This window comes from Bacillus sp. B1(2022) (assembly GCF_040259625.1).
GTDB classification, from domain to species: Bacteria; Bacillota; Bacilli; order Bacillales; family Bacillaceae; genus Bacillus; species Bacillus velezensis.
The window spans coordinates 192,124-211,617 of record NZ_JANIFO010000001.1; the positions used below are offsets into that span (position 1 = coordinate 192,124).

At 47.4% G+C, this 19,494-nt stretch carries 18 protein-coding genes; 6 read left to right on the top strand and 12 right to left on the bottom strand.

Annotated features, from left to right (window positions below):
* Window positions 1-44 precede the first annotated feature (44 nt).
* Entirely contained in the window at window positions 45-1,376 is a 1,332-nt protein-coding gene (locus tag NQS30_RS01045; protein ID WP_012118610.1) for an arsenic transporter, read from the bottom strand.
* A gap of 195 nt (window positions 1,377-1,571) precedes the next feature.
* Window positions 1,572-2,480, bottom strand: coding sequence for an acetoin biosynthesis transcriptional regulator AlsR (gene alsR / locus NQS30_RS01050; protein WP_007407528.1), 909 nt, complete (start codon window positions 2,478-2,480; stop codon window positions 1,572-1,574).
* 156 nt (window positions 2,481-2,636) lie between these two features.
* Between alsR and alsS the strand changes: the two genes are divergently transcribed.
* From alsS to NQS30_RS01065, 3 genes are all read left to right on the top strand, one after another.
* Entirely contained in the window at window positions 2,637-4,349 is a 1,713-nt protein-coding gene (gene alsS / locus NQS30_RS01055) for an acetolactate synthase AlsS (protein ID WP_007407527.1), read from the top strand.
* A gap of 60 nt (window positions 4,350-4,409) precedes the next feature.
* On the top strand, window positions 4,410-5,177 hold the full coding sequence (gene budA, locus NQS30_RS01060) for an acetolactate decarboxylase (protein WP_003151318.1): 768 nt from the start codon (window positions 4,410-4,412) through the stop codon (window positions 5,175-5,177).
* Between the two features lie 102 nt (window positions 5,178-5,279).
* Window positions 5,280-5,804: an NAD(P)H-dependent oxidoreductase gene (locus NQS30_RS01065; RefSeq protein WP_007407526.1), complete on the top strand. Its 525-nt coding sequence runs from the start codon at window positions 5,280-5,282 to the stop codon at window positions 5,802-5,804.
* A gap of 124 nt (window positions 5,805-5,928) precedes the next feature.
* Here NQS30_RS01065 and NQS30_RS01070 read toward each other — a convergent pair whose 3' ends face one another.
* From NQS30_RS01070 to NQS30_RS01115, 10 genes are all read right to left on the bottom strand, one after another.
* Complete coding sequence (locus NQS30_RS01070; RefSeq protein ID WP_007407525.1) at window positions 5,929-6,462, bottom strand: SH3 domain-containing protein; 534 nt, start codon at window positions 6,460-6,462, stop codon at window positions 5,929-5,931.
* A 60-nt stretch (window positions 6,463-6,522) separates the two neighbouring features.
* The gene (gene rbsB, locus NQS30_RS01075; RefSeq protein ID WP_007407524.1) at window positions 6,523-7,440 is read right to left on the bottom strand and encodes a ribose ABC transporter substrate-binding protein RbsB; all 918 of its coding nucleotides are present in this window, start codon (window positions 7,438-7,440) and stop codon (window positions 6,523-6,525) included.
* 13 nt (window positions 7,441-7,453) lie between these two features.
* On the bottom strand, window positions 7,454-8,425 hold the full coding sequence (gene rbsC / locus NQS30_RS01080) for a ribose ABC transporter permease RbsC (protein WP_012118605.1): 972 nt from the start codon (window positions 8,423-8,425) through the stop codon (window positions 7,454-7,456).
* Window positions 8,415-9,908 (bottom strand): sugar ABC transporter ATP-binding protein, encoded by a 1,494-nt coding sequence (locus NQS30_RS01085; protein ID WP_012118604.1) that lies wholly within the window; start codon window positions 9,906-9,908, stop codon window positions 8,415-8,417. The genes rbsC and NQS30_RS01085 overlap by 11 nt, the downstream gene beginning before the upstream one ends.
* Window positions 9,909-9,924: 16 nt before the next feature.
* Entirely contained in the window at window positions 9,925-10,320 is a 396-nt protein-coding gene (rbsD, locus tag NQS30_RS01090; RefSeq protein WP_007407521.1) for a D-ribose pyranase, read from the bottom strand.
* Window positions 10,317-11,198: a ribokinase gene (gene rbsK / locus NQS30_RS01095; RefSeq protein WP_007407520.1), complete on the bottom strand. Its 882-nt coding sequence runs from the start codon at window positions 11,196-11,198 to the stop codon at window positions 10,317-10,319. Before rbsK ends, rbsD begins: the two co-directional genes overlap by 4 nt.
* Window positions 11,191-12,180 carry a LacI family DNA-binding transcriptional regulator gene (locus tag NQS30_RS01100; RefSeq protein WP_167340900.1) on the bottom strand — a complete coding sequence of 330 codons (990 nt, stop codon included), beginning with the start codon at window positions 12,178-12,180 and terminating at the stop codon, window positions 11,191-11,193. The genes rbsK and NQS30_RS01100 overlap by 8 nt, the downstream gene beginning before the upstream one ends.
* 93 nt (window positions 12,181-12,273) lie before the next feature.
* Entirely contained in the window at window positions 12,274-13,407 is a 1,134-nt protein-coding gene (locus NQS30_RS01105; RefSeq protein WP_015418364.1) for a Ger(x)C family spore germination protein, read from the bottom strand.
* Window positions 13,397-14,488 (bottom strand): GerAB/ArcD/ProY family transporter, encoded by a 1,092-nt coding sequence (locus tag NQS30_RS01110; protein ID WP_218791400.1) that lies wholly within the window; start codon window positions 14,486-14,488, stop codon window positions 13,397-13,399. Before NQS30_RS01110 ends, NQS30_RS01105 begins: the two co-directional genes overlap by 11 nt.
* A complete protein-coding gene (locus tag NQS30_RS01115; RefSeq protein WP_015240716.1) occupies window positions 14,478-15,947 on the bottom strand; it encodes a spore germination protein in 1,470 nt (489 codons plus the stop codon). Before NQS30_RS01115 ends, NQS30_RS01110 begins: the two co-directional genes overlap by 11 nt.
* A 731-nt stretch (window positions 15,948-16,678) precedes the next feature.
* Here NQS30_RS01115 and pgsB point away from each other — a divergent pair.
* From pgsB to NQS30_RS01130, 3 genes are read left to right on the top strand one after another with little or no spacing between them, the layout of a single operon-like run.
* Window positions 16,679-17,860, top strand: a complete 1,182-nt coding sequence (gene pgsB, locus NQS30_RS01120) for a poly-gamma-glutamate synthase PgsB (protein WP_003151337.1) — start codon at window positions 16,679-16,681, stop codon at window positions 17,858-17,860.
* A gap of 14 nt (window positions 17,861-17,874) precedes the next feature.
* On the top strand, window positions 17,875-18,324 hold the full coding sequence (gene pgsC, locus NQS30_RS01125) for a poly-gamma-glutamate biosynthesis protein PgsC (RefSeq protein WP_003151340.1): 450 nt from the start codon (window positions 17,875-17,877) through the stop codon (window positions 18,322-18,324).
* Window positions 18,325-18,342: 18 nt separating this feature from the next.
* Entirely contained in the window at window positions 18,343-19,491 is a 1,149-nt protein-coding gene (locus tag NQS30_RS01130) for a CapA family protein (RefSeq protein ID WP_007614174.1), read from the top strand.
* The last annotated feature ends 3 nt before the right edge of the window (window positions 19,492-19,494 follow it).

Genomic DNA, 19,494 nt, shown 5'->3' on the forward strand with positions numbered 1-19,494 from the left:
AAAACTGCCTCTCTTATACAGCAGGCAGTTTTTTTTCATGGGAGCTAAAGGTAAATCCAACTGATCCAAACATATAAAACGGTAATGGTAAACACGACAGTGAGAGGGACAACGATAATGGTCGTTTTGATATATTCTGACCAAGAAACTTTTTCGCCGTGCTGTCTGATGATATGCATCCAGATCAGCGTGGCTAATGTCCCGATCGGCAGAAGCAATGATCCGATATCACTGCCGATAATATTAGCCAGATAAATGATTTTTACGGTTAATGGGTCGATGGACATTTCAGTTAATGTCAAAGTGCTGATCATTAAGGCGGGATGGTTATTGAACAAATTAGAGAGGACGGATGTAGCAATGCCCATAATAGATGCAGCGTGGGCAATGCTTTGTGAGACATAAGGCTCAATAGACTGAACAAGCAGCGCCGTCAGTCCGATATTATGCAGTCCGTAGATGATAATGTACATCGTGAAGGCAAAAATAAAGATATGCCAAGGCGCTTTCCTTAATAAATCTGCCGGTCCGATTTTTAAATAAAACCATCTCCAGCCAAGCAGGATGACTGAACTGATGACAGCCACGAGCGAAACGGATATGCCGTTGTAAGAAGCTGCAAACAGACTGATCCGGACGAACAATACAAATGCCAAAACACAAAACATGATGTTCGTACGGCTGTTTTGGGTCGGGTCTGGCGGAGGCTGAAGCGGATGATATCGTTTGTGTTCCAGCGAGTCAAAATGAACCGGAATATCGGGGAGCTGTTTCGGCAAACGGCGGTAAAAAACGGCAAACAGCAGAAAGGCCATAAACACCAGTCCCAGCGTGCCGGGGATAAACATCATATTGGTGTACAAATAAAGGTCCATGCCTATCATTTTGAGAGAAATTAAATTGACGATATTACTGACGCCGATCGGGGTGCTTGCCGCCGTCGCAATTAATACGCCGCTTATTAAATACGGTGTTTTCTGATGTCTTTTAAGTCCGAGATATTGTAAGACCAATAGTAAAATAGGAGTGGTGATTAAGACGCTGCCGTCATTATTCAGAAAGAGCGTCATTGAAAAACAGAGCAGGTTGGTCAGCCAAAAAAGCCGGATGCCCGATCCCTTGGCGCGGTGAAGCAGTTTGGCCGCCGCCCAGTTAAAAAAACCGAAGCTTTCCAGCGCGATCGCCATAATCATTGTGGAGATAATGGTTATTGAGGCTCCGGTGACTTTTGACCCTATATCCCCCAAATCATGAAAGGAAACGGTTCCGCATAACAAAACGAGAATGGCGCCCAGCGACGCCGGAACGGCTTCATTTAATCCCCCGGGTCTCCAAAATATAAAAATAATGGTCACAAAGAAAGAAATCAGGGTCAAAATGACGGTAATATGTGTAATGTGTTCTGCCTCCTTTTAGATGGGTCATTGCCGCCCCGTTATTTTTATCCCTCCTGATCAGTTGTACTGTATGTATACGGGTACAGGTCGTAAGGTGTACTGAGCGTTTCTACCAATTTAGTAAAAATCCATAAAAGCACAAAAAAAAGAGGCTGCTTTCGGCGGCCCTCTTTTTTATGCATTTTCCTTATCCGCCTGCAATAAAGCCTGGCGTTTATTCATAATATCCAGAAAATGTTTCAGGATCGGATTTTGATTATCCTTGCGGTAGGCAATGACCCATTCGGCCGTGAGCTGCACCTGATTAATGCCGCGGTAGGCGACTTCGAGATTAAACAGCTTTTTAGCAGAAGAAGGCACGAAGGTTACACCGATGCCGGCACTAACCAATCCGATCACCATTTGATACTCCGTCGCTTCCTGAACGATTTTCGGTTTGAAGCCCGCCTGCTCGCAGTAGTTTACAAACTCTAGGTATAAAGTCGGCCATGTTTCTTTCGACAGTGTGATAATCGGTTCATTTTTTAAATCCTGAATGTCGATTGTCTGTTTAGCGGTAAGCGGGTGCTGCTTCGGCAAAGCCAGAATGCACGGACTGCTCTGCACCTTTTCCATATGTAACGCGGAATGCTGTAAAGGCGGATGAAGGATGCCGATATCAATGTTCCCCTTCAGAAGTTCTTCCTGCTGTCTGAAAGAAGAAATTTCACGCAGATCAAGCTTGACGGAGGGGAATTTTTCGCGGAATTCCCGAATGATCGGCGGCAGAAATTCATATGTGGCCGAGCCGACAAAACCGACGACAAGGCGGCCGAGCTCTCCCCGCGCCGTTCTCTGCGCCATTTCAATCGCTTTGTCTATTTCTTCGATCGCGTTTCTGCTGTGTTTTAAAAAACTTTCTCCGGCAGCTGAAAGCTCTACAACCCGTTTCGTGCGCTTTAATAAGGTCACGCCGACTTCCTTCTCAAGCTGTTTGATCTGCTGGCTGAGAGGCGGCTGTGTCATATTTAACCGAAGCGCAGCTTTGCCGAAATGAAGTTCTTCGGCAACGGCAATAAAGTATTGAAGATGGCGAAGCTCCATCCTTATCCATTCCTTTCTCTTTGTTAATTATTCGTGAAACATATTAATCATACGGCGAATTGATATTGGAGGTCAATTTCCAAAGAGTGTATAGTGAATAATATCACAAATTACTTAAAATTTTATATTTAATATGCATAATAAGGAGTGAGGGTGTTGGCAAAAGCAACAAATGAACTAAAAACCTCTGGAAAAAATCGGGGGGCGGAGCTTGTTGTTGATTGCTTAGTGGAGCAAGGTGTCACACATGTTTTTGGCATTCCGGGTGCAAAAATTGATGCAGTATTTGATGCGTTAAAAGATAAAGGACCTGAACTGGTTTTATGCCGTCACGAACAGAACGCTGCATTTATGGCTGCGGCTGTCGGAAGACTGACTGGAAAACCAGGCGTTTGTCTCGTTACTTCAGGCCCGGGGGCATCCAACTTGGCGACCGGCTTGTTAACGGCTAATACAGAAGGTGATCCGGTAGTGGCGCTGGCGGGTAACGTAATTCGCGCAGACCGGTTAAAACGGACACACCAATCATTGGACAATGCGGCGCTATTTCAGCCGATTACAAAATACAGTGTAGAAGTACAGGAAACAGGGAATATACCAGAAGCGGTAACAAACGCCTTCAGGGCAGCGTCAGCAGGTCAGGCAGGCGCGGCTTTCGTGAGCTTTCCGCAGGATGTTGTGAATGAAATCACAAATGTGAAAAACGTACGCAGCGTGCCGGCGCCGAAACAAGGCCCTGCACCGGAAGAAGCGGTCAGCGCGGCTATCGCGAAAATCCAGACGGCGAAACTTCCCGTTCTGTTAGTCGGCATGAAAGGCGGAAGACCGGAGGCGGTAAAACAAATCCGCAAACTGCTTGCCAAAACAAAACTGCCTTTCGTAGAAACGTACCAAGGGGCCGGCACATTGTCCAGAGAGCTGGAAGACCAATATTTCGGCCGGATCGGACTGTTCCGCAACCAGCCGGGCGATCTTCTGCTTGAACAGGCGGATGTCGTATTAACGATCGGTTATGATCCGATTGAATACGATCCGAAGTTCTGGAACGTAAACGGTGACCGTGCTATTATCCATCTTGACGAAATCCAGGCCGATATCGATCATGCCTATCAGCCGGAATTAGAATTATTAGGCGATATCGCCGCTACGGTTAAGCAAATTGAACACGACGCTGTGACATTTGATATGGGCAGCCGTGAACAAGAAGTGCTGAGCGAATTAAAACAGATGCTCACAGACAGCGAGAAGGCGCCAAGCGACCATAAATCCGACAGAGTGCATCCTCTGCAAATCGTCCAAGAACTGCGCAATGCAATTGATGACGACGTAACCGTCACTTGCGATATCGGTTCGCACGCGATCTGGATGTCCCGCTACTTCCGCGCTTATGAGCCGCTGAAACTGTTGATCAGCAACGGCATGCAGACATTGGGCGTAGCGCTTCCTTGGGCGATTGCCGCCACATTGGTGAATCCGGGTGAAAAAGTCGTATCCGTTTCAGGAGACGGAGGATTCCTGTTCTCTGCAATGGAATTGGAAACGGCAGTCCGCTTAAAAGCGCCGATCGTTCACCTTGTATGGAATGACAGCACATATGATATGGTCGCATTCCAGCAAATGAAAAAATATAACCGTACGTCATGCGTAGATTTCGGAAACATTGACATCGTAAAATATGCAGAAAGCTTCGGCGCCACCGGCTTGCGCGTTGAGTCACCGGAACAGCTGGCAGACGTGCTGCAAAAAGGCTTGAACACAGAAGGTCCTGTCATCATTGACATTCCTGTCGATTACAGTGACAATGTCCATTTATCAAGCGACATGCTTCCGAAGCAATTCAAAGAAAAAATGAAAGCAAAAGCTCTCTAGCACTCTGCGCACCATGACCTGTTTTCTAAAACAGCCCAATTTAAAAGGAGTGAAGGGAATATGAAAAACGCAAGCGACATCCATATGATGAGCCGCGGAGAAAAAGGCTCACCTGAGGATCAGATCTATCAAGTATCAACAATGACATCTCTGCTGGACGGAGTATATGACGGAGATTTTGATATGGCTGACATTCCGAAGTTCGGTGATTTCGGAATCGGCACGTTCAATAAACTGGACGGCGAATTAATCGGATTTGACGGAGAATTTTACCGTCTGCGCGGCGACGGAACGGCTACGCCTGTTAAAGGCGGAGACCTGTCACCATTCTGCTCATTCACATTTTTCACGCCGGATATGACGCATACGATCGACGGCGAAATGACCCGTGAAGAATTCGAGCAGGAAATCGCCAGCCTTCTGCCTAGTAAAAACTTATTTTATGCGATCCGTTTAGACGGCGTATTTAAAAAGGTGCAGACAAGAACGGTAGAACGCCAGGAGAAACCGTACGTTCCGATGATCGAAGCGGTGAAAACACAGCCTGTGTTCAACTTTGACGACATTCAGGGTACAATCGCCGGCTTCTGGACGCCGGGGTACGCAAACGGCATCGCTGTTTCCGGATATCACCTGCACTTCATTGATGAAGGACGCAATTCCGGCGGACACGTATTTGACTATGTCATTAAAGATTGTAAAGTGACCATTTCTCAAAAAATGAATATGAACCTCAAGCTTCCGAATACGGCGGACTTTTTCAACGCAAATTTAGATAATCCGAATTTTGCGAAGGATATTGAAACAACTGAAGGAAGCCCGGAATAAATTAAAAAAGAAAGCCCCATTTTTCTCGGGGGCTTTCTTTTTATTTGGCTGAACCGGCAAAGATTAGGTAAAATACAGTCAAAAGGGAAAGGTGTGGTAGCTGTGAAAGTATTGGTATTAGCGGTTCATCCTGACATGGACAACTCAGCGGTCAATAAGGCGTGGACAGAAGAATTAAAAAATCATGATGAAATCACGGTCCGTGAGCTTTATAAAGAATATCCGGACGGGAAAATAGATGCGGAAAAGGAACGGCAGCTGTGTGAACAGTATGACCGGATCGTATTTCAATTCCCGCTGTATTGGTACAGTGCGCCTCCGCTTTTAAAAACATGGATGGATCATGTGCTGGCGTATGGCTGGGCTTACGGCTCCAAAGGAAAGGCGCTGCACGGCAAAGAATTGCTGCTGGCTGTTTCCGTAGGTGCCGGAGAGGATGCATATCAGGCAGGCGGGTCTAACCATTTTTCACTGAGCGAGCTCTTAAGGCCGTTTCAGGCAATGGCTAATTTTACGGGTATGACCTATTTGCCGGCTTTCGCGATGTACGGGGTAAGCAGCGCCGATGCTGCGGCTATCCGTGACAATGCAAAACGCCTGGCGGATTACATAAAGAAGCCATTTTAGAGTCGTATGCATTCATCTTCATCCGACAATATTTCCTGAGAAATATTTCGAACCTTAGACGTTTCTGACTGCTCAAGAAAGAAAAAACGGATTTCGCGCTGAATTTGCGAAATCCGTTTTGATATTATGTCAGTTTTTGCAGATCTTTTGTGCTGATATATCCCGTTGCGCCCCCGTAATCGACAAGCGCCCAGCCGAAGTCAATGCCGCCGCCGGCTGTCTTTTTCCATCCGAGGAAAGAAACGCTTGTGTTTTTAGCAAGGGAAGCTTTGACCGCTTGTTTGTCTGTATATACTTTTGTTTTTGCCGTCGTTTTTACGGTTGTTGCTTCTTTAACAATATAATGAGTAGATACAAATCCTGTTTTTCCGTTTTTATAATGTACTTTTGCCCAGTCAGCGTTCTGGAATGAAACGATCTTTAAGCTGTCGCCTAAATGAAGGGTGTCAGCTCTCGGACTGGCTGCTGATGCTTTTGTTCTGACGTTCAATGCTTCCGCGGAAACGAGATAAGAGTCAAGCGGGTAGCTGTACAGATCGTCAATTTTGACCGCTTCCTGCGCGTGTGTCTCGGGAAGAGGCGTTATTCCGGCAGCTGAAGCCGCTGTTATTCCCGCTGCAAGGGTCAGAATGGATGCCGCTTTGGCTGTTTTCTTCATCTGTATCTCTCCTTTTACTTCATCCTTTCACGTTTTACCGGAAGTCTAAACATCGGCCGGTTATTTTTGTGTTTGAAGTTTCAATGGAGCGGAAATGGTTTTTTTGACTTTTTCTCCTTTGAGCACCTGCTCCGCCGCTTCGGCCGCCAGTTTTCCGATCAGCTCCGGCTGCTGGGCGACCGTGGCTGTCAGCTTTCCGTTTTTAATGGAAGAAATCGCATCTTTATTTCCGTCGAAACCGACGACCAGAATGTGTTTGCCTGAGCTGTTAATCGCTTCGAGCGCGCCGAGTGCCATTTCATCATTATGGGCGAACACGGCTTTAATATCCGGATGTCCCTGCAGCAGGTTTTCCATGACGGTCAATCCTTTTGTACGGTCAAAATCCGCCGCTTGCTTTGTTACGACATCCAGCTTTTTGTCGGCAATATGATGAAAGCCCGTTCCGCGTTCCCGTGTCGCGGATGCGCCCGGCACCCCTTGCAATTCCGCCACTTTGGCGCCTTTTCCGAGCTGATCGGCGAGGTAGTCAGCCGCCATTTCTCCTCCTTTGACATTGTCAGAGGCGACAAGCGTTTCGACTTTTCCGTGTTCGGCTGAACGATCAAGCGCAATGACGGGAATGCCGAGGGAATTTGCCGATTCGACGGCTGTTGAAATCGCTGATGAATCGGTCGGATTGATCAGCAGCGCATCGACTCCCTGCTGGATCAAATCTTCTACGTCATTTGACTGTTTAGATGAATCATTTTGAGCATCGACAATAATGACCTTCATGCCCCGTTTTTTGGCTTCCTTTACAACGCCTTCTTTTAATGAAACGAAGAACGGATTGTTCAATGTGGAGACGGAGAGCCCGATAGTGAATTCTTTTTTATGTTTTGTGTTTGACGGTTTTGCCCATTGTGGCGGTTCAAGTGAACAGGCGGACAGCAAAAACAGTGATAATGCCGCGATCGTGATGATGGCTTTCTTCATAATGGTCCTCCTACTATGCCGATTTTTTGCGGTCCAGCAGCACCGCGATTAAAATGACGATTCCTTTGACGACGAGCTGATAAAAAGATGATACGCCGAGAAGGTTCAAGCCGTTGTTCAGCGTACCGATAATCAAAACCCCGATCAGCGTACCGATGATGCGCCCTCGACCGCCGGACAGGCTCGTTCCGCCGAGAACGACCGCTGCGATGGCGTCCAGCTCGTATGATTCCCCGGCCGTCGGCTGTGCGGAATTTAAGCGTGATGTCAGAATCGCTCCCGCCAGCGCTGATAATAAACCTGTCAGAGAATAGATCATGATCTTGATGCGGGGCACTTTGATTCCCGATATCAGCGCCGCTTTCTCATTGCCGCCGATGGCGTATGTCCGGCGGCCGAACGGTGTTTTGTGCAGAAGAACCCACAGGGCCGCAAACGCAATCAGCATCGTAATGGCAGGTACGGGAATGCCGAGAAAATAACCGCGTCCGAATAATTGAAATGCGTAATTTGAACCGAGCCCCGTAATCGGATTTCCGTCCGTATAGACGAGGGTCAGTCCGCGAAAGACGGTCATTGTCGCCAAAGTGGCGATGAACGGCGCCATTTTTCCTTTTGTGATTAATAATCCGTTTATCATGCCGAGTACGGCGCCGATTACGCAGCCGATGATGACGGCTAAGATCGGGTCGATGCCTGAGACCATCATACCTGCGACCAATGCGCTCGATAAGGCGAGGATGGCTCCGACAGAGAGATCAATGCCTCCCGTTAAAATGACAAACGTCATTCCGAATGCAATCAGAGCGTTAATCGCAACCTGCCGAAGAAGGTTGAGAATATTGAGGGGTTCAAGAAAACTCGGGTTTAAAACGGAAACGATCAGCACAAGAATCAGTAAGCCGAGAAACGGACCGAGTTTTTGCGTAAAGGTGTGAATGGAAAATCGCTTTTGTTCAGTTGATGTCATTGGTTCAGTTTTCATACTGCTGCCCTCCCGTGGCAAGTGTCATGATGTGTTCTTGTGTTGCGCCGGCCGCATTGATTTCTCCGCTGATGCGCCCTTCGTGGACGACGATGATTCTGTCACTCATGCCGAGAATTTCCGGCAGCTCGGAAGACACCATGATGATGGCGACTCCGCGATCGGTCAGTTCATTCATTAATGAATAGATTTCCCTTTTCGCGCCTACGTCGACGCCTCTTGTCGGTTCATCAAGGATGAGAACTTTCGGGCCGATTCCGATCCATTTGGCGATGACGACTTTTTGCTGATTTCCTCCTGATAAATGCCGGGCGGCGGTTTCCGGAGATGCGGTCTTAATGGTCAGACGCTTGATGAGCAGCTCAACGAACTCCGCCTCGCGTTTTCGGTCAATGATGCCTTTCGGAGAGAAGCTGGTCAGGTTCGGCAATGAGATATTTTCACGAATGGACGTATCCAGCAGCAGCCCTTCATCTTTGCGGTTCTCCGTAATCAGGCCGAGTCCCTTGCGGATGGCATCGTACGGACCCCGAATGCCGGTTTTTCGGCCGGAAATCCAGATCTCTCCGGAATCGAGCCTGTCAATTCCGAACAGCGCCCTCATGATTTCTGTCCGTCCGGCACCCATTAAGCCGGAAACGCCGAGGATTTCTCCGGCGCTCACATGGAAACTGATCTGTGAAAAGCTTCCTTTTTTTGAGGCGTTTTTCACTTCGAGCACCTTATCGCCGAGTGACGGCGTGCGAGTCGGATACCGATCGGTCAGCTCCCGCCCGACCATTTTTTTGACCACTTCATCAAAATTAGTGTCTTTCATATGCGCCGTATCGACAGTGAGGCCGTCCCGCATAATGGTGATCCGGTCGCAAATCGAAAATATCTCTTCCATTCGGTGCGAAATATAGACGATGGATACGCCGTCCCGCTTTAACGCCGTCATCACGTCAAATAGTTTGCTGATTTCCCGTTCGGTCAGCGCCGCGGTCGGTTCGTCCATAATAATGACTTCGGCGTTTGTCATCAGCGCTTTGGCAATCTCAATCATCTGCTGCTGTCCGACGGAACATTGTCCGGCTTCCCGGTCAAGAGGAAGAGAGACTCCCAGTTTTTCAAGCTGTGATTTTGCTAGCGCTTTCATTTTCTTCGTTTCCAAAACGCCGAACGCCGTCGTCAGCTCTTTGCCGATAAAAAGGTTTTCAAGCACCGTCATGTCCGGCCATATATTCAGTTCCTGATGGATAAAGGCAATTCCGTGCTTTTCGGCTTCCTTTGGATTGGAGAAGCTCATATTTGTTCCGTTTATCGTAATGTTTCCCTTGTCGAGCCGGTAGAGCCCGGTGAGCAGATTCATTAACGTCGATTTGCCCGCTCCGTTTTCTCCCATTAAAGCGTGGATTTCTCCCGGCAGAAGCTCAAATGAGACGCCGGATAGCACTTGGTTTTTGCCGAATGCTTTATGAATGTCTGTCATGCCGATGTGCATGCTGGATCCCTTCTTTCTAGAAAATCACACCCGCCTGCAGGATGCAGTTGGCGTATGGTGTCATTTCACCCGTTCGGATGACGGCTTTTGCTTTCTGTGTGAGCCGTTTGAATTCCTCGTGGGACATGTACTCGATCGTCTGCGCTGAGAAATGGCTTTCTATGAAACTTGCATTCTCAGGATTTGCGTCTTTGATCTCGGAAGCGGCGATCACCTTTTCGACTGCCATCTCCCCGGCTACCAGGCTGGTCACGTCCCGAAAGGCGGGAACGCCCGCCGTTAAGGACAAATCAATTTTAGGGACACCGTCAGGGACGGGGAGACCCGCATCGGCGATTGCGATGAGGTCTGTATGCCCGAGATCGGCTAATACTTTGGCAATGTGGCTGTTTAACATTCCGTGTTTTTTCATGACAGCAGCTCCTCAACTTCTTTTCTGGCCGGCATGCCGCCTTGGGCGCCGAAGTGCTGCACGGACAGGGAGGCGGCGCGGTTGGCAAACAGGAGCGCTTGCTCAATGTCCCGTCCTTCCGCGAGTGCGACGGCAAGTGCCGCATTAAAGGTATCGCCGGCTCCCGTCGTGTCGACCGCTTCTGCAGGGAAGGCGGGAACAAGCCGTTCCGCGGTGCCGTCTGAGTAGCGCACGCCTTGTTTTCCTTCGGTAATGAACAGTTTGCCGGGATAGCCGGCGAGCGCTTCTTCTTTCGTCCGGTCAGGAAATAAAATGGATGCTTCATGTTCGTTCGGCGTAAGATATGCGGCATCCTCAATCGTCGATTGTTTCAGCGGCCGGGCCGGCGCGGGATTCAGAATAACCGGAATTTGCTGCGCGCGGCAGTAGCTGCACACTTCTTCAACGGTTTCTTCAGGAATCTCCTGCTGGATCAGCACGATATCAATGCCGGGAAGTTTTGCTAGCGCACTTTTGGCATAATCGGGGGAGATGTCATCGTTTGCGCCTTTTACGACGACGATGCTGTTGTCTCCTTCTGCGAGCACAATATGAGCCGTTCCGCTTTTTTTATGTGTAACCGTTTCCATATAGTCCGTATTGACACCGTTTGCCTTCAGGTTTTCAATAATCGCTTTTCCGTAGCTGTCATTGCCTGCTTTTCCTACCATATATACGTTTGCGCCCAGGCGGGAAGCGGCTACGGCCTGATTTGCGCCTTTTCCTCCGGGCACGGTTTGAAAGTCTGTGCCCAGTACGGTTTCTCCGGCTTTCGGACGCCGTTCAGATGTGACGACCAGATCCATAGAACAGCTTCCGATAACACAAATTTCACTCATGGTGATCATCCTTTCTTGTCGTTTGTCTTCTTATGTAAGTCACGGGCATTTGAATGGCCGTCTCTTTCGGCGGCTCTTTCTTTATCAATTGCAGCAGCAGGGTTGCCGCTTGTTTTCCCATCTCATATGCAGGCTGGCGGATGGTTGAAAGAGGCGGAAACAAAAGCCTGCTCTGCGGAATATCGTCGTATCCGATGATCTGAATCTCCTCCGGAACTTTTTTGCCGAGCCGCAGCGCCTCATGGAGGACGGCAGCCGCCGCAATGTCGTTGCTGGCAATGACTCCGTCGGTTTCAGGGTATGCTGCAAACAATTCTTCTGCTAAAATGGCGGCATCCTTGATGGAAAATGAAGCGGCGGAGATGACATTGAACTGCGCGTTCGCTTTTTGCAGCACGTTAAGTGCGCCGTTAAAACGTTCTTGAGCGGTCGGAAGGTGGGCTGGGCCTTTGACAAGCGTGATGCTTGTGCTTTTGCCGCGAAGCATTTCCTCAGCCGCCCGTTTTCCGCCTGCCCGCCCGTCACTGAATACGGATGGGGTGCCTTCTTTTGTCCGGTCCAGAAATACGACCGGGTAAAGGCTGCCGCTGTATTCGGGAAGGTCGGGGTAATGGGTGGCCGCCAAAATACCGGCAACTTGATTTTGTTTAAATGTTTGCAGGTAGTCGAGTTCTTTTTCCAATTCTTCATCGCTGTTGCCGATGATCAGCCGGTATCCTTCCCGCTGCAACTCGTCTTCAGCGCCGCGGGCAAGCTGAGGGAAAAAGGGATTCGTAATATCCGGAAGCAAAAGCCCGACCAGTCTGGATTCTCTTTTATAAAGAGAGCGGGCAACTTCATTCGGATAATAATTCAGCTTCTCCATGGCAAGCATGACCTTCGTTCGTGTATCTTCATGCACGTAGCCGTTGTCATTGAGGACACGCGAAACCGTGGCAACAGAGACGCCGGCAGCGCCTGCGACATCTTTAATCGTTGCCAACAAACACTCCTCCTTCAACTATGTAACCGTTTACATAAAAAGAGTAACACGAATCATTTCGGTTGGCAACAAAAAAAGAGACCGCGGTCTCTTTTAGTTCACGATGCCGATTTGTGAGATACTCACTTTGATATCAGGGATTATCTCGATGGAAGGATAGACCCCACGCCAATTGAGCCGCTTGCCCCGCTCATAATAATGGGTTTGATATTTCCGGCCGATGCCGAGGATATCCGAGTTGTGCTCCTGAATATGGCTGATCACCGATCTGGCCTGGCTGTTCAAATTTGCTGAGGCTTGTTTGTTTATTTGGTCGATTGCCGTATAAGAATTCAGCTTGTCCTTTGGATATTCCAAGACGCGTGCATTCAGTTTTAAACGGATTTTCACTTTTATATGCTGCGGATCTGTATCTATAAATACAATCTTTCGCGTGGCATCCGTGATGCCGAGAGAAAGATAATTTTCAATATCCATTTTGTATTTGTCCCACAGCTTCAGATTAATATTAGCCGATTTATTAAATTGCCCGCTTAAAAGGGTCAGGAGGGTCGAATCCTGACCGAGCACCTCAGTCACTTTCCGCTGGCCGCTGAACAGGGCAGAACCCTCTACCTTTATCGTCTGTCCGTTAATCGATAAATAAGGAAGGGCGAAATCCTTATCAGCCGTCAGCATGCTTGAACGGATGGATTGCAAATTTTCCATGCTGATATTTGATTCCGCATTAGCGCTTGTTAATAAATTCGTTAAATACTTGCTGACGATCAATTTCTGCCGGACGATCAGCTTCAGCACTTCAATCGCCTCGCCGTCTTTTACAACCGCCGGATGAGCGAGAAGCGGGCTTTTCGGATCTCTGTAGAAGACATCGAGATAAGGAAAAAGCGGTTTTTCCGCCATTTTCTCACCGATTAATAAGACTCTTTGCTTGGACGTGTCAATGCGCTGATCGACAAGCTTATCCAATTGAAACCGCGCTTCACGGATGGTGTGCCCGGAAGCGCTGAGCACCGTCGTAATGAATGAGCCGCCCGTTTCCTGTTCCGCCTGAGAGGACTGAACCTTCCGATAGGTGATGCCGATTTTATTTTTACCGTCATGATCAACATCAAGGCTTGCGGTCAGCACGAGAGAAATATCTTTCAGCAAATTTTGATCCCAGCAGCCCGCAAGTGTCAGGCTTGCGCACATGAGACTGATAAGAACCGCTTTTTTAATGCGCATGGCGGACACCCTTTTTGCGTACAAGGACAATCAATACCATAAACAACGGAAACAAATACACAAACACAATATCGGAAAAGCGGAAAAACTGATCCAGCTGCTGTATCGTTTTATCTGTGCTTGTGGCCCAAATAGACAGAAGGAAGACGAGCAGGGCCAGCGGATAAACAAACCGGCTGTGATCTTTTTGATTGAACAGCTTGGCAATGCCGGTGCTTGCCAAGTAAAACACGTTGGCCAGCGTTGAAAAGACGGTCACGAACCAAAACGTCAAAAAGAGCAGATCCGTCCGTTCGATAATTCTGAATGAAACGGTTTTTAACAGGTACAGCACAGGCTCCGGGATCATTTTTATTTCTTCGGGGCTGATTGTGACAAAGCAAGTAAGGGTGATATACAGGTAATAAAGGATAATCAAGATGTTTGAAATCGTCAGTATTTTGTAGCGCTGGCTGACGGTGCAGTTGATAAGGGGCCCGATCACGAGCGCCGCCTGAAAGCCGGTAATGCTGACAAGTGTTTGCTGCACCCCGGTAAGCATGTCTTTTGCGGTTCCGTGAAAAATCGGCATAATGTATGTGATATCGGCTTTTCCCAGCGTGTATAAAAGCGGCAGAGAGATCAGCAGCAAAAACGGCGTTAAAATAAAGCTGAACCTGGCGATCGCATTCAGCGGAGCCTGGGCGATATAGACAGAACCGAGGATCAGCATTAAGCTGACCACCCAATTCGGAGTCTGCGGGAGCACCCAGATATCCAATATCCGTGTAAATACAGAAAGAATGAGCGTGCAGAGAAACGCGAAATATAAAATATACAGCACCTGCACCCCTTTGCCGGCAAGTGTTCCGAACACCTCCTCCAGCATTTCGTACAGGTTCAGCTTCGGAAACCGGTGAAATAATATCATATACAGGCTGAATGTAAGCTGGACGAGCAATCCGGTAAGCAGAATGGAAATCCATCCGCTGCTTCCCGATTTCATCATCAGTAAATGGGGCAGCGCCAAAATGCCGATGCTGATCTGCGTCTGATTAATGAAAAACACGCCTTGAAGCGGGCTGATTTTTTTAGGCTTCATCTTTTCTCCACCCCCGAACATGTTTCATCTGCTTTGAGTCTTGCGGTCTCAAATAAAAAGGCCTTCTTTTAATAAACCAAGCCGGCAGCCGGATAAATGCATCCTTCAAGTCACTGAAATGAAACGGCGTCAGAGATGATAAATAAGGAACGCCGAGTGATTCAAGCTTGCACAGGTTCATCAGAATAAGCCCGAAGCCGAGTGCGATGCCGATAAAACCGAACGAGGATGCCAGAAACATAAGCGGAAATCTGAGCGTTCGGATGGACGTGCTCATTTCATATGAAGGAAGCACAAAAGAAGAAACGGCCGTAACGGCTACGACGATAATCATCATATTAGAAATGAGTCCCGCCTGAACGACTGCGTCACCGATCACGAGACCGCCGACAATGCCGATCGTCTGACTGATCGGTCTCGGCAGCCTGATACCGGCTTCGCGGATCAGTTCAATCGTAATTTCCATAATCATGGCTTCTATCAGCGGGGGAAAGGGAATATCAACAATCGAATTTTTCATGGTGATAATCAGATCGTTGGGAATGACTTCAAAATGAAACGCAATCAGCGCGATATAAAAAGCGGGCAGCGTAATCGCGATCATAAAGGCGAAAAATCTCAGCACTCTTAAAAAACTGGCAGAAATCCACCTCGTGCTGTAGTCGTCCGGAGATTGAAAAAAAGAAAAGAATGTGATCGGCGCAATCAAAGCCGACGGACTCCCGTCCATCATGATCAGTACACAGCCTTCCATTACGCATGCTTTTGCTTTATCCGGCCGTTCCGTATGAATGATCTGCGGAAAAATGGAAAACGAATTATCTTCTATTGATTCCTCGATAATCCCGGGCGCAAGCACGCTGTCTATACGCAAGTATGACAGGCGCCGCTTCACTTCCTCGACAATCTCCGGATTGGCGATATTCTCAACAAAGATAACCGCAACCTTTGATTTGGCTCTTTCCCCGATATCCATATAATGAACGGAGAGATGGCGGTCCTGTATGTGAAACCGCAGCTGATGAATGTTCGTTTCCAAACTTTCCACAAACCCGTCATGGGCGCCGCGGACGATACTTTCAGATTCGGGTTCCATAATGGAACGCAGCGGATTCTGGCCGACGGAAAACAGCTTCGCTTTCCTCGATGCATCGCTGAGAAAAACAACCTGTCCTGCCAAAATCCCGTCAATGAGTTTTCTGATTTCATCCGTTTCCGCACTGCTGACGGCATTCATCGTTTCCTCAAGCGGGCCGTTCTGCAGGGTGTCGCTTAACAGAAACTCATTCAGCTTCTGTTCTTCTATCATTTGTTCAATATAAAAGAAAGCGGTATGACGGTCCTGCAGTTTAATCCTTCGTATTTTAAAATCACCGCAAACACACATCAGCTCCTGCATTTCCCGTACAGCCGATTCAAAATCGCCGGGAATCCGTTTGTTTTGTTTATCCGCAGACATCAGACCGCCTCCTTCCCTGGTTATCTGTAGTTTTCAGCGGGTATTCCTTTTTTATGCATTCTATAAAATAGAGGAGTTCCTCGATGTTTTACCAAGAACTTCACAATTATGGATGAATATTTCTTGAACGAATATAAAGATTTATTAAAATTATTTCAAAAGAGTGATAAACGTCCTGTAAATGGTTTAAAAGGAGAAAGGCTTTCCGCATATAAAATGTGTATTTCTTGTAAACACTCCGGACCCGTCTTATTCTGTCATGTACCAGTCATTCCGCTAGTTATTTTGGAATGGGACTGAAAGCAGGATACGGGGGAAAAATGAATGACTTTAAGACCTTATCCTTAACAAAACAGGCAGTCTGCACACAGCGGACAGAGAGTCCCGAAACGTATGCGCAGTGCGAAAAACGCTGATACAAGCGGGCTGGAAAAGATGGATTATCAGTACATCTTTTTCTTCCGGAACGCGAATAGTTCCATTGGTCCAAATGAATTTCTGTGCGAAAATGTAAACGCATTCATTTTTCTTTTGAAAAATTGAAGTAAGGTTGAAGTCCTGCCTATTCCCAAAAAAAGCAATTCGATAATAGGAAGAATAGCGTCACTAATAGAGAATTTTGGCTCAGTGAAAGCGGGAAGATTATGTTACATAATGCCGATTGAGAATTCATAGTGAAGCTATATACTGATGAATGAATTTATCAATACAGAAGGAGATGTCAAAAATCAATGTGGTTACTCATTATAGCCTGTGCTGCCGTACTAATCATCGGAATCATTGAAAAAAGGCGGCATCAGAAGAATATCGATGCTCTGCCAGTACGCGTCAATATTAATGGTATCCGCGGAAAGTCAACCGTAACGAGGCTGACGACCGGAATACTGATGGAGGCGGGCTACAAAACAGTCGGAAAAACGACGGGAACAGATGCAAGGATGATCTATTGGGATACACCTGAGGAGAAACCGATCAAACGGAAACCGCAGGGCCCGAATATCGGCGAGCAAAAAGAAGTAATGAAGGAAACCGTAGAACGGGGCGCCAATGCCATTGTCAGTGAATGTATGGCGGTAAACCCGGATTATCAGATTATCTTTCAGGAAGAACTCCTTCAAGCCAACATCGGCGTCATCGTGAATGTGCTTGAAGACCATATGGACGTCATGGGGCCGACGCTTGATGAAATCGCTGAAGCATTTACCGCGACGATACCGTATAACGGTCACCTTGTCATTACAGACAGTGAATACACAGACTTCTTTAAAGAAAAAGCCGCAGAGCGGAATACCGAGGTCATTATTGCGGATAACTCTAAAATTACAGATGAATACCTTCGAAAATTTGAATATATGGTCTTTCCTGATAACGCTTCCCTTGCGCTCGGCGTTGCCCAGGCTCTTGGGATAGATGAAGAAACGGCGTTTAAAGGAATGCTGAATGCGCCGCCTGATCCTGGCGCCATGAGAATCCTGCCGCTGCTCAGCACGAAGGAGCCCGGTCATTTCGTAAACGGCTTTGCCGCAAATGATGCATCTTCTACTTTAAATATATGGAAACGTGTAAAGGAAATCGGCTACCCGACAGATGAACCGATCGTTATTATGAACTGCCGCGCCGACCGTGTGGACAGAACGATTCAGTTCGCAAACGACGTGCTTCCGTACATTAAAACGAAGGAACTCATACTCATCGGCGAGACGACTGAACCGATCGTCAGAGCTTATGAAGAAGGCAAGATTCCTGCCGATACATTGCACGATCTGGAATATAAATCAACAGACGAAATCATGGACGTGCTGAAAACAAGAATGCAAAACCGTGTCATATATGGCGTCGGCAATATCCACGGTTCAGCGGAACCATTAATTGAAAAAATTCAAGAGTATAAGGTGAAACAGCTCGTTAGCTAGGAGGAAAAGGATAAATGTTCGGATCAGATTTATACATCTCACTTATTTTAGGCGTGTTAATCAGTTTAATTTTCGCGGAAAAAACAGGTATCGTACCTGCCGGTTTAGTCGTGCCGGGTTATTTAGGGCTCGTTTTTAACCAGCCGGTCTTTATTTTACTCGTATTGTTAGTGAGTCTTCTTACATACGTGATCGTCAAATACGGTTTATCCAGATTTATGATTTTGTACGGACGCAGAAAATTCGCAGCTATGCTGATAACGGGAATCTGCTTAAAAATCGCTCTTGATTTCCTTTACCCGATCGTACCGTTTGAGATATCAGAATTCCGCGGAATCGGTATCATCGTACCGGGTCTGATCGCCAATACCATTCAGAAACAGGGATTAACGATTACATTTGCCAGCACGCTGTTCTTAAGCGGCGCAACTTTTGCCATTATGTTTGCTTACTACTTAATCTAATGTAAGGTGTGTCAAACGATGAAAAAACAATTAAGCTTTCAAGAAAAACTGCTGAAGCTGACCAAACAGCAGAAAAAGAAGACCAATCTTCACGTTTTTATCGCGCTGCCGATCGTCTTTTGCCTGATGTTCGTCTGCATCCTGACAGGGAAGGCGGAAACGCCGAGTGTGAAAAGAAATGCCGATGACCTTGTATCAGCCTCATTCGTCGGAGATATTATGATGGGCCGGAATGTCGAGAAAGTGACAAAGCATAAAGGCACGGAGAGTGTCTTCCGTTACGCAAAGCCATTCTTCGAAGCATCCGACTATGTGTCGGGGAACTTTGAAAACCCGGTTACATATAAAAAGAACTACAAAGAAGCAGAAAAAAATATCCACCTTCAGTCAAACAAAGATGCCGTAAAAGTATTGAAGGACATGAATTTCACCGTTCTCACGGCAGCCAACAACCATGCGATGGATTACGGCCCTCAAGGAATGAGGGATACGGTTGAAGAGTTTTCAAAGCAAAATCTTGAACTTGTCGGCGCGGGCCTCACGCTGAAGGAAGCCGAGCAGAACATTTCGTATCAAGATGTAAACGGAATCAAAATCGCAACACTGGGTTTCACTGATGTTTCCGGAAAAGGCTTTGCAGCTAAACGAAATGCGCCGGGTGTGCTTCCGGCCGATCCAGAGCTGTTTATTCCGATGATTTCTAAAGCCAAAAAGAAAGCCGATCTTGTCATTGTTCAAACACACTGGGGACAGGAATACGATAATGATCCGAATGACAGACAGCGCCAATTGGCAAGAGCAATGTCAGATGCCGGAGCGGATATTATCGTCGGACACCATCCGCACGTGCTAGAACCGATCGAAATGTACCACGGCACTGTTATTTTCTACAGCCTGGGCAACTTCGTATTCGACCAGGGGTGGACAAGAACGAGAGACACGGCGCTTGTTCAATATCATCTGCAGAAAAACGGCACGGGACGCTTTGAAGTCACGCCGATGAATATTCATGAAGCAACGCCTGCACCGGTTAAAAAAGGCAGCATCAATCATAAAACGATCGTACGTGAACTGACGAAAGAATCGAATTTCGATTGGAGCGTCAAGGATGGAAAATTAACGTTTGATGTGGATCACAGCGATATCTTAAAAAAGAAAGCGGAGTGAAAA

Excerpts from the sequence above, each read along its gene's own strand:
- rbsD (WP_007407521.1), bottom strand. The coding sequence starts at position 10,320 with ATGAAAAAACACGGAATGTTAAACAGCCACATTGCCAAAGTATTAGCC.
- NQS30_RS01130 (WP_007614174.1), top strand. The coding sequence starts at position 18,343 with ATGAAAAAACAATTAAGCTTTCAAGAAAAACTGCTGAAGCTGACCAAA.
- alsR (WP_007407528.1), bottom strand. The coding sequence starts at position 2,480 with ATGGAGCTTCGCCATCTTCAATACTTTATTGCCGTTGCCGAAGAACTT.
- NQS30_RS01110 (WP_218791400.1), bottom strand. The coding sequence starts at position 14,488 with ATGAAGCCTAAAAAAATCAGCCCGCTTCAAGGCGTGTTTTTCATTAAT.
- rbsB (WP_007407524.1), bottom strand. The coding sequence starts at position 7,440 with ATGAAGAAAGCCATCATCACGATCGCGGCATTATCACTGTTTTTGCTG.
- rbsC (WP_012118605.1), bottom strand. The coding sequence starts at position 8,425 with ATGAAAACTGAACCAATGACATCAACTGAACAAAAGCGATTTTCCATT.
- pgsC (WP_003151340.1), top strand. The coding sequence starts at position 17,875 with ATGTTCGGATCAGATTTATACATCTCACTTATTTTAGGCGTGTTAATC.
- NQS30_RS01070 (WP_007407525.1), bottom strand. The coding sequence starts at position 6,462 with ATGAAGAAAACAGCCAAAGCGGCATCCATTCTGACCCTTGCAGCGGGA.
- pgsB (WP_003151337.1), top strand. The coding sequence starts at position 16,679 with ATGTGGTTACTCATTATAGCCTGTGCTGCCGTACTAATCATCGGAATC.
- budA (WP_003151318.1), top strand. The coding sequence starts at position 4,410 with ATGAAAAACGCAAGCGACATCCATATGATGAGCCGCGGAGAAAAAGGC.
- NQS30_RS01115 (WP_015240716.1), bottom strand. The coding sequence starts at position 15,947 with ATGTCTGCGGATAAACAAAACAAACGGATTCCCGGCGATTTTGAATCG.
- rbsK (WP_007407520.1), bottom strand. The coding sequence starts at position 11,198 with ATGAGTGAAATTTGTGTTATCGGAAGCTGTTCTATGGATCTGGTCGTC.
- NQS30_RS01085 (WP_012118604.1), bottom strand. The coding sequence starts at position 9,908 with ATGCACATCGGCATGACAGACATTCATAAAGCATTCGGCAAAAACCAA.
- NQS30_RS01105 (WP_015418364.1), bottom strand. The coding sequence starts at position 13,407 with ATGCGCATTAAAAAAGCGGTTCTTATCAGTCTCATGTGCGCAAGCCTG.